The sequence below is a fragment of the Enterococcus sp. AAFC-DPL-5182 genome, from assembly GCF_058216605.1.
The window spans coordinates 3,052,682-3,067,866 of sequence record NZ_CM177101.1 but is presented as its reverse complement, the minus strand read 5'-3'; the positions used below and the strand labels follow the sequence as shown (position 1 = coordinate 3,067,866).

Annotated in this window: 9 protein-coding genes; all 9 read left to right on the top strand. The window is 36.4% G+C overall.

Translation table 11 applies throughout. The features are described 5' to 3' along the window. Positions 1-439: 439 nt before the first annotated feature. The 9 genes from AC4BB7_RS14365 (at position 440) to AC4BB7_RS14325 (ending at position 15,174) form a co-directional block, all read left to right on the top strand. Positions 440-3,076 (top strand): cation-translocating P-type ATPase, encoded by a 2,637-nt coding sequence (locus AC4BB7_RS14365; protein WP_086314157.1) that lies wholly within the window; start codon positions 440-442, stop codon positions 3,074-3,076. 499 nt (positions 3,077-3,575) lie between these two features. Then, entirely contained in the window at positions 3,576-5,585 is a 2,010-nt protein-coding gene (locus AC4BB7_RS14360; RefSeq protein ID WP_490483484.1) for a KUP/HAK/KT family potassium transporter, read from the top strand. Positions 5,586-5,796: 211 nt separating this feature from the next. Continuing rightward, the gene (locus AC4BB7_RS14355) at positions 5,797-7,095 is read left to right on the top strand and encodes a hemolysin family protein (protein WP_086314155.1); all 1,299 of its coding nucleotides are present in this window, start codon (positions 5,797-5,799) and stop codon (positions 7,093-7,095) included. 265 nt (positions 7,096-7,360) lie between these two features. After that, entirely contained in the window at positions 7,361-8,278 is a 918-nt protein-coding gene (locus AC4BB7_RS14350) for an L-lactate dehydrogenase (protein WP_490483483.1), read from the top strand. A gap of 69 nt (positions 8,279-8,347) precedes the next feature. Next, entirely contained in the window at positions 8,348-9,043 is a 696-nt protein-coding gene (locus tag AC4BB7_RS14345; RefSeq protein ID WP_490485157.1) for an epoxyqueuosine reductase QueH, read from the top strand. 154 nt (positions 9,044-9,197) lie between these two features. Further along, entirely contained in the window at positions 9,198-11,462 is a 2,265-nt protein-coding gene (gene metE, locus AC4BB7_RS14340; RefSeq protein WP_490483482.1) for a 5-methyltetrahydropteroyltriglutamate--homocysteine S-methyltransferase, read from the top strand. Beyond that, positions 11,463-12,326, top strand: coding sequence for a methylenetetrahydrofolate reductase [NAD(P)H] (gene metF / locus AC4BB7_RS14335; protein WP_490483481.1), 864 nt, complete (start codon positions 11,463-11,465; stop codon positions 12,324-12,326). 611 nt (positions 12,327-12,937) lie between these two features. Further along, positions 12,938-13,840 carry a signal peptidase I gene (locus AC4BB7_RS14330; protein ID WP_490483480.1) on the top strand — a complete coding sequence of 301 codons (903 nt, stop codon included), beginning with the start codon at positions 12,938-12,940 and terminating at the stop codon, positions 13,838-13,840. A gap of 86 nt (positions 13,841-13,926) precedes the next feature. Continuing rightward, positions 13,927-15,174 (top strand): hypothetical protein, encoded by a 1,248-nt coding sequence (locus AC4BB7_RS14325; protein WP_490483479.1) that lies wholly within the window; start codon positions 13,927-13,929, stop codon positions 15,172-15,174. Positions 15,175-15,185 lie beyond the last annotated feature (11 nt).

Below are 15,185 nucleotides of genomic sequence, written 5' to 3'. Positions count from 1 at the left end.
AAATTTTTTTTAATCAAACTATCTTTATACGTGTTTTTTTACTTTATTTGGATTGATTTTCCAATTTTTTACACATATTCACTATTTGTAAAGATGTTTTTATGATTTTTATACTTTACATATATAGTTGATGAAAGGTGAATCGTGTTCTGCTAACAATTTTGTGTTTATTCAATCATGCTTCGAGAAATTCTTCAATACAACTGATTTATCCTCCTTCCTTCTATGGTTATAATAGCATATTTGGAAAGCGTTTTCAAGAAAAAAGAACTTTTGATTAAATATTGCTATTGCGTTGATAATTCTTTAGGAAATCAAAAAAAAGAGTGGAAAAAAATGAAAAATTAGCCATATTTATTGAAGTTTGAAAAAAAAACATGGTATAGTGAATATAGATACTATATTAATAGAAGGAAAAAAATAAGAATGGGGGGATAGGATGGAAGCATACAAACAACCTATCGAGACAATTATTAAAGAAGTGAACACCAATAAAGAGCAAGGACTAACAGGACAAGAGGTAAAGAAGCGGCTCTCTGAACATGGAGCGAATAAGTTTCAGGAGGCAAAAAAAGATTCTATAGTAAAAAAGTTTCTTCATAGTTTATCTGATTTTACAACAATTATCTTATTAGTTGCAGCAGCTATTTCATTTTACACAGCGATTGCTACAGATCATGGCGATTATTTTGAAGGGATTTTGATTATTGCAATTGTGGTAATCAATGCAGTTCTTGCAATTGTTCAAGAAGGAAATGCTGAAAAATCGTTAGCTGCGCTACAAAACATGAACAAGCAAAGCAGCTCAGTTTTACGTGATGGTAAAGTCGAGACCATCGATGCAGAAGATGTTGTTGTTGGAGATATACTGGTATTAGAATCAGGCTCCATGATCACAGCGGATGCTCGTTTGATTCAAGCATCACAACTTAGAGTGGAAGAATCAGCACTTACTGGGGAAAGCGAACCAATTGAAAAAGATTCGGAGTACATAGGGAAACAAGATGCACCGATCGGTGATCAGATCAATATGGTCTTTAAAGGTTGTACTGTATCAAATGGTCGTGGTCGAGCGATTGTAACAGCTACTGGGATGCAGACTGAGATGGGGAAAATTGCTGGCTTATTGAATGACGATGTGACGCAGCAGACACCTTTACAAAAACGCTTGAATCAATTAGGCAAGCGAATCAGTTTAATTGCTTTAGCTGCTGCTGCTTTAGTATTTATCATTGGTGAATTACAAGGCGAACCGATGTTGGAAATGTTTATGACTGCAGTATCATTAGCTGTCGCAGCGGTTCCTGAAACCTTGATGGTGATCGTTACATTAACGCTCGCTTATGGCGTACAAAAAATGGCGAAGAAGCATGCGATTATTCGTCGTTTGCCAGCTGTTGAAACACTCGGAACAGCTAACGTTATTTGTTCCGACAAAACAGGAACCTTGACACAAAATAAAATGCGTGTCAGACGTGTTTGGTCTCGTGGAGATGAAGTAACGGACACTGAAGATGCGATGACAGATGAAGCGATGGAAGTGTTAAAAATGGCCTCTCTTTGTACGGATGTTATCGTAGATAAAGAGGGAGACGATTTAGTTATCCAGGGGAATCCCACAGAAGCAGCGATCGTACGTGCCGTAGAGGAAAACTATCATACAAAAGCTGAATTAGAAGAAAAGTATCCAAGAATCGGTGAAATTCCTTTTGATTCTGATCGTAAAATGATGACAACTGTTCATAAAATGGGGAAAAAATATATTTCTGTGACTAAAGGAGCGTTTGACGTCCTATTGACTCGTTTCCGCTTTGGAGATGTTGAACAAGCTGCCGTAGTAAATGATCGCTTTGGAAAACGTGCTTTACGCGTGATTGCAGTTGGTTATGCTATCTATGATGAAGAACCCACAGACATCACTTCAGAGGCTTTAGAGAAGAATCTACGGCTATTAGGATTGATCGGCATGATCGATCCACCAAGACCAGAGAGTAAAGGCGCTATTGCCAGGGCGAAAAAAGCTGGAATCAAAACAGTCATGATCACAGGAGATCACGTAGTAACCGCTGGAGCTATTGCAAAAGAATTAGGTATATTAACAGATAAAAGTGAAGCTTTAACAGGTTCAGAATTACAAAAAATGTCTGATGAAGAGTTGGACTCACGTGTAAAATCACTCTCTGTTTACGCTCGAGTAACACCAGAAGATAAAATTCGTATCGTTAAATCATGGCAGCGTACTGGAGCCGTTGTTGCAATGACAGGGGACGGAGTCAATGATGCTCCTGCCTTGAAAGCAAGTGATGTAGGTTGCGCGATGGGGATTGCAGGAACCGACGTAGCACAAGGTGCAGCAGATATGATTTTGACAGATGATAACTTTGCAACGATCGTTGATGCAGTTGCGCAAGGGCGAGCGGTGTATCGAAACATCCGTAAAGCGGTAAACTTTTTATTAAGTTGCAATATTTCGGAAATATTTATTGTATTGATTGCCATGCTTTTAGGCTGGGGCGCACCATTTACGGCTGTTCAATTATTATTTGTAAACGTTGTAGCTGATGGGCTTCCAGGATTTGCTTTAGGAAAAGAACCTGCTGAAAAAGGAATCATGGATGAAGCGCCGATTCCAAGGAATGAAGGAATCTTTGCGCGTGGTTTGTGGCAAAAAATTGGAATCAATGCGTTTGTCTTTACAGTAATCACGCTGTTTGGATTCTATCTAGGTGCAAATGTTGATTCTGTTTCTTACTTTTTTGAAGCAAGTCATGAAATTGGTCAGACAGTAGCATTCTTGATTTTAGCTTATTCATCGATTTTACATGTATTTAATGTGAGAAGTACAGAATCGATCTTTAGAGTAAAATTATCAACAAACAAATCACTTTTTGAAATGGCTGTGCTGGCAGTTATTATTACGACGGTGATTGCATTATTACCATTTACACAAGAATTGTTCGGTTTAGTTCCGATTGGGATGAATCATTGGTTACTAGTAATGGGTCTATCAATCGTACCGATTTTTGTCAATGAAATGATCAAATTCCATTATTCAGTGGAAGAAGATACAGAATAAAATCATCTAAAAAGCAACGTTTGATGTGTTGATTTCGCCATAGAAATCTCTACGTCAAGCGTTCTTTTTCATAGCGTTTGAATGAGTGAAAGAATATCTTGAAAATACTATTGAATTTATTTACATAAAAGACTTGCTAAAATGTTGAAGGAGTATTATAGTTGTTATCAAAATCAGTTATTTTGTTTTTTTAGCTGATATTTTTTTTAATTAATTATAACTAACAATCAATATTTTTATTTGGATGCCCAAATAAAAATCTTAGGGGAGTAGCAGCATAGTTTAACTATGTTTTTAGATCAACAGCAAGTGTGAAAACACTGGTCTAAGAATGAAATTGCGAGACCTAAGTGTAAGGGCCAAGTGTCGTTTCACTTAGGTCTCTTGTTTTACTTAAAAAGTGGAATTGGGTTTGAAAAGGAATTCTGGCGAGCGATTTTCAGTTTTTGGTCAGAACAGTACGAGCCCCCTGCGCTTTTAAATTTAGGAGGAAAATTTTGTGGTAGAGAAGTCGAAAATTTCGCATCATCAGAAATTGACCGCTGCTGGACTTTTAGTAGCAATGGGGGTCGTTTATGGCGATATCGGAACAAGCCCGCTTTATGTAATGAAAGCAATCGTTGGAGATAATGGCGGTCTTCAGAATGTTTCAGAGAATTTCATTATTGGTGCGGTATCGTTGATTTTTTGGACATTGACGATTTTAACAACAATCAAATATGTTGTGATTGCTTTAAATGCAGATAACCATGGTGAAGGTGGAATTTTTTCTTTATACACTCTTGTCCGTAAAAAAGGAAAATACTTGATCATCCCAGCGATGATCGGTGGGGCAGCATTATTAGCGGATGGTGTATTGACACCAGCAGTAACCGTTACAACAGCGATTGAAGGATTGCGGGGGATTCCAGTTTTCTTTGATCGATTTGGTAGTGACCAAAATATTATTGTTATGATTACCTTAGTCATTATTCTTATCTTGTTTTCTGTTCAGCGTTTTGGAACGGATGCGGTGGGAAAAGCTTTTGGACCGATCATGTTTGCTTGGTTTACATTCCTAGGTGTGATGGGGCTGATTAATTTTGGACAAGATTGGACAGTGCTCCGTGCGTTGAATCCTTATTATGCGATTCACTTACTGTTTAGTCCAGAAAATAAGTTAGGGATATTCGTATTAGGAAATGTCTTTCTAGCAACAACTGGTGCAGAAGCGTTGTATTCTGACTTAGGTCATGTCGGTAAACACAATATTCGTGCCAGCTGGCCTTATATCAAAGTTTGTTTGATCCTCAATTATTTAGGACAAGCCGCTTGGATTTTGAGCGCCAAAAATGATCCGTCAATTTTAGCGATTGAAAACTTAAACCCATTTTTCCAAATGATGCCAAACAGCATTATGTTGATCGGCGTTGTTTTCGCTACAGTTGCGGCAGTAATTGCTTCTCAAGCATTGATTTCTGGTTCATTTACACTCGTATCTGAAGCCATTAAATTGAAATTATTACCAAGATTGAAAATTATCTATCCAGGTGCGAATATCGGTCAAATGTACATTCCGGCAGTTAATATGATGTTATGGATCGTGTGTTCCTTGATCGTAATCACGTTTAGAACATCCACGCATATGGAAGCAGCATATGGTCTTTCAATTACTGTGACAATGCTGATGACAACTATTTTATTGATGTTTTATCTATTGCAAAAAGGTGCACCAAAATGGGTTGCGTATCTTGTTACTTTATTCTTTGGGAGTATTGAGTCGATCTTCTTTGTGTCAAGTATTGCGAAATTCTTCCATGGTGGTTACGTAGCAGTAGGGATTGCTTTGTTGATCTTATCTGTTATGACGATTTGGGAGTGGGGTAATATTATTAAAGAGAAAACATCTGATACAGTTCCGCTTAAACAATATGTAGAACAATTACGGATGTTAAAAGATGATACGTCGGTTCCAAAATCACAAACGAATGTTGTGTTTATGACTCCAGATACAATTGGTGATGAAATTGGACGCCAAATCATTTACTCGATCTTAGATAAACAACCGAAAAGAGCAAATGTTTACTGGTTTGTCAACGTTGAAGTAACGGATGAACCATTTACGAAAGAGTATTCTGTAGATATGATGGGTACTGATTTTATCGTACAAGTTCAGTTATATCTTGGTTTCCACGTAGCACAAGAAGTAAATGTCTATATTCGACAAATCGTTTATGATTTAATGAAGGAAGGGCGTTTACCTAAACAGCCGCAGAAATATTCACTGACACCAGGACGTGAAGTAGGAGATTTCCAATTCATTATCATTCGCGAAGAGTTATCAAAAGTAACTGAATTGAAGAAATGGGATCGTCAAATCATGCAGTTGAAATTAGCAATCAAAAAAAGAACGACTACACCAGAGAACTGGTTTGGTTTAGAATATAGTGAAGTGAAATACGAATCCGTTCCGCTTATCATTGGGGATACAAGAAAGACACGATTACGAGAACGAAAAGTGTTATCATAAAAATGAAAAGAGGTTGGAACAGAAGCGTCTAACTCCGAGAAGTAAAGGGGAGTTGTTTCTGATACCACCGTTTATCTGGATTTCATGGGAGTGGGATATGACTCGTAGAGTTATGTCCTGCTCCCTTTTTTTTGAAATACAATAGTTCCTATTCGCGCTATTTTGAAAGGACAAGTATAATAAATAGATAGAAGAAAATGAGGTGTAAAATATGCTTGCAATAAATTTTTTCATATTATTTTTAATGATTGCGATCACGGCATTTTTTGTGGCGAGTGAATTTGCTTTAGTAAAAATTCGAATGTCTAGATTAGAGCAATTAAAGAAAGAAAATGTCAAAAACGCTGAATTGGCAATTCACGTGACCCATCATTTAGATGCCTATTTATCTGCCAGTCAATTGGGAATTACGTTAACAGGACTGATTATTGGGTGGGTTGGGGAAGGCTCTGTAGCGACGCTGCTTCATCCAGTAATAGGAAATTTACCCATCAGTGCGGCACTTAGTCGTACGATTTCAGTTATTTTAGGTTTTGCTATTGTAACGTATGTAGATGTAGTTGTGGGAGAATTACTACCGAAAAGCTATAGTATCGCCCAAACCGAAAAAGTTGTTTTAGCGATAGTTAAACCTCTGCATTATTTTTATAAAGTGATGTATCCATTTATTTGGTTATTGAATCATTCAGCAGCAAAATTAGGAAAAGTATTAGGAATCAAATTAGTGTCCGAAGGTGAGGAAACATTAACACAAGAAGAGCTGTTATTTGTTGCAGTTGATTCATATAAAAAAGGTGAACTAACAAAGGAAGAATACCATTACATGGAAAATGTGTTTGAATTCGACGATACGCTAGCTAAAGAAATTCAGGTCGATCGAACTTCAATAGAAGTATTTGAAGCAGATGAAACAGTGCAACAAGCTATTCAACATTCCTTAAAGCGTGGTCACACGCGCTATCCAGTGATAGAACAGTCTAAAGACAACGTCTTAGGCTATGTCACGTTACCCTCTTTGATCAAGGAGTCCTTTATTGACGATCAAAGAAAAGTTAGTGAATTAGTAGAAGAACCGATCGTAGCTTTGGCGACTATTCCAATTAAAAGCTTACTAACGATGATGCGAAAAGAAGGGAAACATATTGCCATTTTAAAAGATGAATATGGTGGAACTACTGGAATGGTTACGATCGAAGATATACTAGAAGAACTGGTAGGCGATATTAGAGATGAAACCGACTTAGAAAATGCTTTGATCGCTAAAAAATCGGATAACACCTATATCGTTTCTGGGAAAATTACACTTGATGATTTTGAACGTTATTTTAAAGTAAAAATTCCAAAATTTGAAGTTTCTGAAATGTCTACATTAGCTGGTTTTATCGTAGAGCAAAAGAATAATCAAATTATGGTCGGTGATCAAATCAAAATCGATGATTTTATTTTTGAAGTAATGGATTATGAACATGCGCATATCGATTATTTCAAAGTGATAAAATCAGCTGAATAAAAGATAACACTGAAAATCACATCAACTCTGCTACAGAGCTAAAGATGAAGTTGAGATATAACTCAAGGAAAGTATTTTTTGATAAGAGGCTAGAAAAATCTCCGCTAAGGCAATCGACTTAGTGGGGATTTTTCTATTACTTTCTTTGACTTATCGTATTGATTATACAACTAGGATCGTGTTCTGCTCAATATCGTTCAAATAAGATTGACGGAAAGTGATTATTCAGCTAGGATTAAGAAAAAGTGGAATAGGGTGTGTTTGAATGCGTAAGGTAGGAATCATAGGGTTGGGACATGTTGGTGCAACACTTGCTTATACGTTAGTCTCTGAGAACCTGGTTGATGAGCTTGTTTTGATTGATAAAAATGAGAATCTAGCTCTATCTGAAGAATATGATTTATTAGATGCAGAAGTTTTTTTGACAGGCAAAACGACTATTATTATTCAAGATTATCAAGCATTAAAAGATGCATCGGTGGTTGTTTTTTGTGCAGGTCAAATCAGTGCACTAGGAGATGATGGAGACCGGTTTAAAGAACTTGAAATCACAAGTAAAATCGTAGAAGAAGTGGCACCTAAAATCAAGCAATCTGGGTTTAATGGTATTATCTTAACGATTACAAATCCATGTGATGTGATCGCAACTTACATGCAAAAATTAACAGGATTTGACACAAGTAAGGTGTTTGGGACTGGTACGATGTTGGATACAGCACGTATGAAACAAGCCATAAGTCGAAATGTATCGATTGATGGGCGTAATGTTGGCGGGTATGTTTATGGTGAGCACGGAGACTCTCAATTTGTCGCTTGGTCGACTGTGACGGTTGGTGATCGACCTCTTTTGGAGTGGAACAGTGAGCTTGATTTAGAATCATTAGATGAAGCTGTTCGTGCAGGTGGTTGGAATGCATTTGCAGGGAAAGGCTATACGAGTTATGGAATTGCAACATGTGCCTCACGCTTGATTCGTATGATTTTAAATGATTCAAAAACAATCATTCCTGTTTCAGCATATGATGAACAAGCAACTGTCTATTACGGACAACCCGTTGTGATCGGGAAAAATGGCATAGAATCATATGTTGAGTGCCCGCTGAACGAAAAAGAAAAAGAGTCTTTAAAAAGCTCTATTGAAATCATCAAAAACGGACTGGCTAAGCTGCCGTTTAAGCAATAAAATAAAACGTATTATTCTACGAAAGCTGGAGGCTATTCATTGATAAACTTAACAGAAATAACGGAGAAGATGTCTCCAAACCAAAAAATAAATTATGATCGAGTACTACAAAAAGTGATTGCTGAATGGGAAAAGTCAGCGATTCGGCCTACTATTTTACTTCATAGTTGTTGTGCACCATGTAGTACCTATTCACTTGAATATCTGATACAATATGCGGATGTTACGATTTTTTTTGCTAACTCGAATATCCATCCCAAAGCAGAATATCAGCGTCGAGAAATTGTGCAGCAAAAATTTGTCGAAGAGTTTAATGACCGCACAAATAATCACGTCAAGTTCTTAGCTGCACCATATGAACCTAATAAGTTTGTTCAAATGGTACAGGAAAAAGAACTCACAGAAGAAGCAGAAGGGGGAAAACGCTGTTCTGCTTGTTTTCAAATGCGATTGGATATTGTTGCAGAAAAGGCACAGGAGCTGGGTTTTGATTATTTTGGAAGTGCGTTAACGCTGTCGCCAAAGAAAAATAGTCAATTGATTAATGAAATCGGAATCGACATTCAGAAGTTTTATGCAACGAACTATTTACCAAGTGATTTTAAGAAAAACAATGGGTATAAACGTTCAATAGAATTGTGCAAAGAGTATGATGTATATCGCCAATGCTACTGTGGCTGTATGTTTGCGGCGGTAAAACAGGGTGTTGATTTAAAAACAGTCAATAAAGAAGCCAAGGAATTTTTAATGACTCAAAAAAAATAGTAAGAGAAGAGGACGATTTCTGATAATACGAAGTCGTTGTCTTTTTTTTTGAAATCAATATAGTTTTAAACTATATAAAGTGATAGAAATTAAGTGTTATCCTATATTTGCTTCTCATGGTACAGTAGTTGAAATACATTGAAGGAGGAAACGTATGAAAACATCAATTATCGGGTTCCCACGAGTGGGAGAATTGAGAGAATTAAAATTTGCAACAGAGAAGTATTTTAGAAAAGAAATCACAGCTGAAGAATTAGAAGCAAATGGAAAAGAATTGCGGAAAAAACATTGGCAGTTATTAGTCGATCAGGGAATCGATTTTATTCCAAGTGGCGATTTTTCTTTCTTTGATACAACGTTAGACACAGCAGTCTTATTGAATATTGTACCTGCTAAATACCAAGAGTTAAAATTATCGACTCTTGAAACTTATTTTGCATTAGCTAGAGGGTATCAAGGCGAAGCAGGTGATGTAAAGGCCTTAGCCATGAAAAAATGGTTTAACACGAATTATCATTACATGGTTCCTGAAATTGATGATCACACAGAACTTAGACTGGTTGGGGATAAAATTTTTACCATTTTTAATGAAGCAAAAGAATATGGAATCACTACTCGTCCAACTATACTAGGTCCTTTTACATTATTGAAACTAGCTACATATCATGGAAAAAAACGTGCAGAAGATTTTTACGAAGCAGCGATCATCGCCTATGCTCAAATTTTTGATAGGTTAGCTGATCTTGGTTGTGAATGGTTTCAAATCGATGAACCAGCTTTAGTTTTAGATTTATCTCCAGTTGAAGTCCAACAATTTAAAGCATTGTATCAAAAACTGTTAACGAAAAAAGGAAGCTTAAAGATCTTGGCGCAAACGTATTTCGGAGACGTTCGAGATACGTATCAGGAATTAGTTGATTTACCATTTGATGGAATTGGCTTGGATTTTGTTGAAGGTAGAAAAACATTGAGTTTGCTTGAAGAATATGGATTTCCCAAAGAAAAATTACTCTTTGCAGGGATTGTAAATGGAAAAAACATCTGGAAAAACAATTATCAAGACACATTAACACTACTTGAAAGACTTCAATATGTTCGTCATATCGTGTTGAGTACATCATGTTCATTGTTGCATGTTCCATTTACATTAGCTAATGAGACCGCATTACCTAAAGAAGTGACAAACTATTTTGCTTTTGCTGTAGAAAAATTAGCTGAATTAAATGATTTAAAAAAAATAGTTGCAGATAAAAACAGAAACAAGGATTTATTGAGTACGAACAGTGCCTTATTTGATCAAGAACGTTTTTCCAGGAATGAGCAGGTTGCAAAAAAGGTTAAGGCATTGACTAAAGCAGATTTTATCCGTTTGCCGGCTTTAACTGAACGTGCGGTTATTCAAAAAGAAAAGTTGAACTTACCGATTTTACCGACAACTACGATTGGTTCTTTCCCGCAAACGAAAGAAGTTAAGCAAAATCGTGCGAAATTTAAAAAGGGTGAAATCAGTGAAGATGAGTATACAGCCTTCAACAAAGAAAAAATTGCTGAGTGTGTCGCTTTTCAAGAAGAAATTGGCTTAGATGTCTTAGTTCACGGTGAATTTGAGCGCAATGACATGGTGGAATATTTTGGTGAGAGTCTAGAGGGTTATTTATTTACTGAGAAAGCTTGGGTTCAATCTTACGGAACTAGATGTGTGAAACCACCGATTATTTGGGGAGATGTTTCACGTTCAAAACCAATTACAGTGGCATACTCTAAATATGCCCAAACATTAACGGATAAGCCAATGAAAGGGATGTTAACAGGACCTGTAACGATTTTGAACTGGTCATTTCCTCGTGAAGATATTAGTTTAAGAGAGTCAACGCTCCAGTTGGCATTGGCTATCCAAGAAGAGGTTTTAGATTTAGAAGCTAATGGAATTGAAATCATTCAAATTGATGAAGCAGCTTTGCGCGAGAAATTACCACTACGTCAAACGGATTGGCATTCTGAGTATCTTGATTGGGCAATCCCAGCCTTTCGCCTTGTTCACAGCAGAGTACAGCCGACAACGCAAATTCATACACATATGTGTTACAGCGAATTTGCGGATATTATTCAAGATATCGATAATATGGACGCAGATGTTATTTCATTTGAAGCTTCCCGATCCAATTTAAATATTTTAGATGCGTTAAAAGCAATCGATTTCCAAACACAAGTTGGTCCAGGTGTTTACGATATTCATTCACCGCGTGTCCCATCAGTAGAGGAAATCGAAGGAACGATCCATAATATTTTGAACAAGTTACCGATCGAAAAAGTTTGGGTCAACCCAGATTGTGGATTGAAAACACGAGGAGTGCCAGAAACAGAAGCAAGTCTCAAAAACTTAGCACTTGCAGCAAAAAAGGTGCGTGGAGGGGTGTAAATGAGAACAGATACCTTGTTCAAAGAAAAGACAGTCTTTTCCTATGAAATTTTTCCGCCTAGAAGAACAGCACCGATCGATACGATTTATCATACATTGGATCGTTTGAAAGGGCAGCAACCTGATTTTATTAGTGTGACTTTAGGTGCAGGCGGATCAGGAGCAAATTTGAGTACAGCAGATATTGCTCAGAAAATTCAAGATGAGCAATTTCTGCCAAGCGTGGCACACTTACCGGCGGTGAATTTCTCAAAAGATGAGATCATTGTTATATTAGAAGAGCTGAAGCAAAAAAAAGTAGAAAATATTTTGGCTTTGAGGGGAGATATTTTACCAGATAAGGAACCAAAAAAAGATTTCTCTTATGCCAATGATCTAGTTGCTTTTATTCAAGAACAAGGAGATTTTAATATCATTGGTGCTTGTTATCCTGAAACACATGGTGATGCAGTAAATACAGTTGAGGATATTAGAAACTTAAAAAGAAAAGTTGACGCAGGGACGAATCAATTGATTACCCAACTATTTTTTGATAATCATTATTTCTATACATTCAAAGAAAAGTGTGATATTGCGAATATTAATGTACCGATTCAAGCGGGAATCATGCCAGTAGTGAATAAAAAGCAAATTGAACGCATGGTAAAGATGTCTAATGTAACTTTACCAACAAAGTTTTTAAAAATGATGGAGCGTTATGAGCATAATCCTGAGGCCATTCGAGATGCGGGTATTGCTTATGCGATCAATCAAATTGTCGATTTGGTTGCACAAGGGGTGGATGGGATTCATTTATATACGATGAATAATCCATACGTAGCACAAAAAATTAGAGAGGCAACACGTAGTTTATTTAATGTATAGCTAAAAAATATGAAATTGAGATAAAAGGTCTAAATTAGAAATGTTTATTTCTAAAGAAGTTACTTTTAGGATAACTTTTATTTTTATTTATAGCTCGAGACAAAACGTATTTTCGTTTTGTCTCGATTTTTTTGTATATGATTAATATATTTCTGATTAAACGATCAATATTTTGTGTTTTTTTACGATTATAAAATAACATTAATTTTTATTTTTCGAACATTTTCATGTAAAGTTAAAGTTACTTTTTATAAATAGTATTTTTTGTGAATTTAATTTTTGTTTTTCGTGAAAAATATCGAAGTATGTTTAAAAAGCTATTTTAAAGGGTTTTTTGTTTGTTTTTTTTGAATAAAAAGATTTTTTTGGACAAGGCAAACTTTTAGTAAAAAATATTATGAATAAAGTTACGAGAATCTATTGACATGAAAAATAACAAGATATATAGTTTGTATGTAAGCGTGAATGAAATTATTTAATTTAAATTTATTTTTTATATAATAGTTTGTTTTTTAAGCGTCTACAGCTTGACACTATTTATAGCCGATGATCGATATAGAGAAACAGGCAGAAATGAATTGAATTTTTAATGAAACGAAAGGGGATTGTATATGCCGAGAAAAGCGCCTGTCCGAAAGAGTGATCATTCTAAAGACAAAAAGGTTAGGCGGAGAACCCAAAAAAAGTGTTCACGTGGTTCTATAGAGCCAGAGAAACTATATCGAGAAACCGAAAGAGATGAACCACGCACTATAAAGCGAGGATCACGGCAAATAGCAAGAAACTCTCGTGATGGGTTTTCCGATACAACGGAACGTTCTAGGTATTCTCAGAATCGTGTAAGACCTCGTCGACCAGCGCAAGAACGAAAAGTGAGAGAGGGACAGAAAAGCCCTGTTCAACAACCAGTTGCTAAAAGACCAAGTATCTTGGTGATTTCTTTTCTAGGTAATTTGGTATTTTACGGTATTACAATTGGAATCATCTTTATGGCTTTAATGTTTTCGTTTAGTTCAAAGTCGACAGCATCGATTTTTGGTTATCGCTTTTATACAGTTTTGACTAATTCCATGGTACCTCAAGAAAATGGACCAAAAGGTGGGTTTTATGCTGGTGATATTGTCATTGTTAAACTGACAGATGGTAAAAAAGTCAAAAAAGACGATATTGTCACTTTCGCAGTTGGAGATGGTTCACGCTATTTAACTCATAGAATGGTAGAACGTAAAGAGGAATTAAATGGAGAAAAAGGGGACTACCTAGTTACCAAAGGTGATGCCAATAAAAATAATGATCCGCCGATAACAGCGGATCGAGTATTAGGGAAAGTGATAATGGCAGTTCCAAAAGTAGGTAGCATTACAGAATTTGTTCGAGAAGAATTTTGGGCTTGTTTAGTATGTATTCTGTCATTGTATGGCTTTTTCTTAGTACTGAAAGCCTACTTATTTTCATCGCAAGAAGAAGTTGCTAGAAAAGGCAGAGGTAAAAGACGCCCTGTATATGAACGATGATATTACCACTTTGCTTCATCTTAGAGGAAAGATTAAGGAAAGTGAGAATATATATATTATATTTTTTTATAGGAGGATTATTAAGAATGAAGAAGAACAAGAAGAAAAAGTTGGTAGCAGCAGCATGTCTAGCTTTATTAGCAGCAGCTGCAGGTACTTTTGCATGGATCAATTCGCAAGATCAACGAATTAACCGTGTGAAATCTGCTGCAATTAAAGATGGTAGTGTCAGCGTAGAAGAGAATTGGAATCCTAAACCAATTGTACCAGGAACAGAAGCAACAAAAGAAGTAGCAGTTACAAATTCAGGGAGTACACCGGTCTTTGTCCGTGTCTCGTATGAAGAAGTATTGAAACACTTGACTGAAAAAGGCGCAGTAACTAAAAGAACTTCAGGTTGGAAAGCTAGTGCAACACCAGGCTTATCAGATGATGTGCCTGTTGAGTATGATGGAGAAAAATATATAGACGCAAGTAGCGGTTATACAGATATTACAAGTAAAGTCAAAGACAGTTCAAAAGCTGCCCTACCAGCAGGGGTAAAAGTTTATGCAAAAGGTTCTGTTATTAAAGATCCTGTAACGGGTGACGAAAATACTACATTTAGTTATTCAGCATTTTTTGAATATGCACCAGGTAAATACCAAGCGATGGAAACAGAAGTAGCTGTGGAAACTGGAAATGCAGAAGGAACAGCTGTCGAAACTTGGGAGTTTGTAATGTCTAAAGCTGAATATTCAGTTTATAAAGGCGGCTATAGCCATGCGGTATCAAACTGGGCGGCTTCTTCTTTAGAAGGTGCTTCAACAGAAGCGACAGCTGCTAAAGCTTCTTTATTGGGCAGTGCAGGTCAAAAATATGATATGAATTATGATTATACAATTGCAACGTTAGGATTAAGTGCACTTCCAGCACCAACTCCAGCAACGGCAACAGATCAAATTCCAGTAGCTAATTCAGAGAAAAAAGCTGTACAAACAGATGCAGCTGCGTTAGGTGTTAGCGGAATCAATGTAGAGTATGGTACTGATATGATTACAACAGCATCACTTGCTAATGATAAGTGGACATATAATAAAGAAGATGGCTATTTCTACTTCACAAGTCCTGTTGTTTCAGGTGCTACAACACCACATCTATTGAAAAAACTTGTATTCACAAATAGTGTCGGAACAGAATTTACAAACGCAACATATGATTTGGTTGTGAAGATGGAAGCTATTCAAGCAACTAAAGAAGCGCTAACTGATGCTACTGGTTGGGGATTAAGTGGAGCCGATGGTTCAGAAACGAAAAAAATTACGACTTATCTAGATGGACAGGCGAAAAGCTAATTTCTAGTTAA

What these genes read in the sequence shown, in the direction of transcription:
- metE (WP_490483482.1), top strand. Translation starts at nt 9,198, where the DNA reads ATGAAAACATCAATTATCGGGTTCCCACGAGTGGGAGAATTGAGAGAA.
- AC4BB7_RS14350 (WP_490483483.1), top strand. Translation starts at nt 7,361, where the DNA reads ATGCGTAAGGTAGGAATCATAGGGTTGGGACATGTTGGTGCAACACTT.
- AC4BB7_RS14355 (WP_086314155.1), top strand. Translation starts at nt 5,797, where the DNA reads ATGCTTGCAATAAATTTTTTCATATTATTTTTAATGATTGCGATCACG.
- AC4BB7_RS14330 (WP_490483480.1), top strand. Translation starts at nt 12,938, where the DNA reads ATGCCGAGAAAAGCGCCTGTCCGAAAGAGTGATCATTCTAAAGACAAA.
- AC4BB7_RS14345 (WP_490485157.1), top strand. Translation starts at nt 8,348, where the DNA reads ATGTCTCCAAACCAAAAAATAAATTATGATCGAGTACTACAAAAAGTG.
- metF (WP_490483481.1), top strand. Translation starts at nt 11,463, where the DNA reads ATGAGAACAGATACCTTGTTCAAAGAAAAGACAGTCTTTTCCTATGAA.
- AC4BB7_RS14365 (WP_086314157.1), top strand. Translation starts at nt 440, where the DNA reads ATGGAAGCATACAAACAACCTATCGAGACAATTATTAAAGAAGTGAAC.
- AC4BB7_RS14325 (WP_490483479.1), top strand. Translation starts at nt 13,927, where the DNA reads ATGAAGAAGAACAAGAAGAAAAAGTTGGTAGCAGCAGCATGTCTAGCT.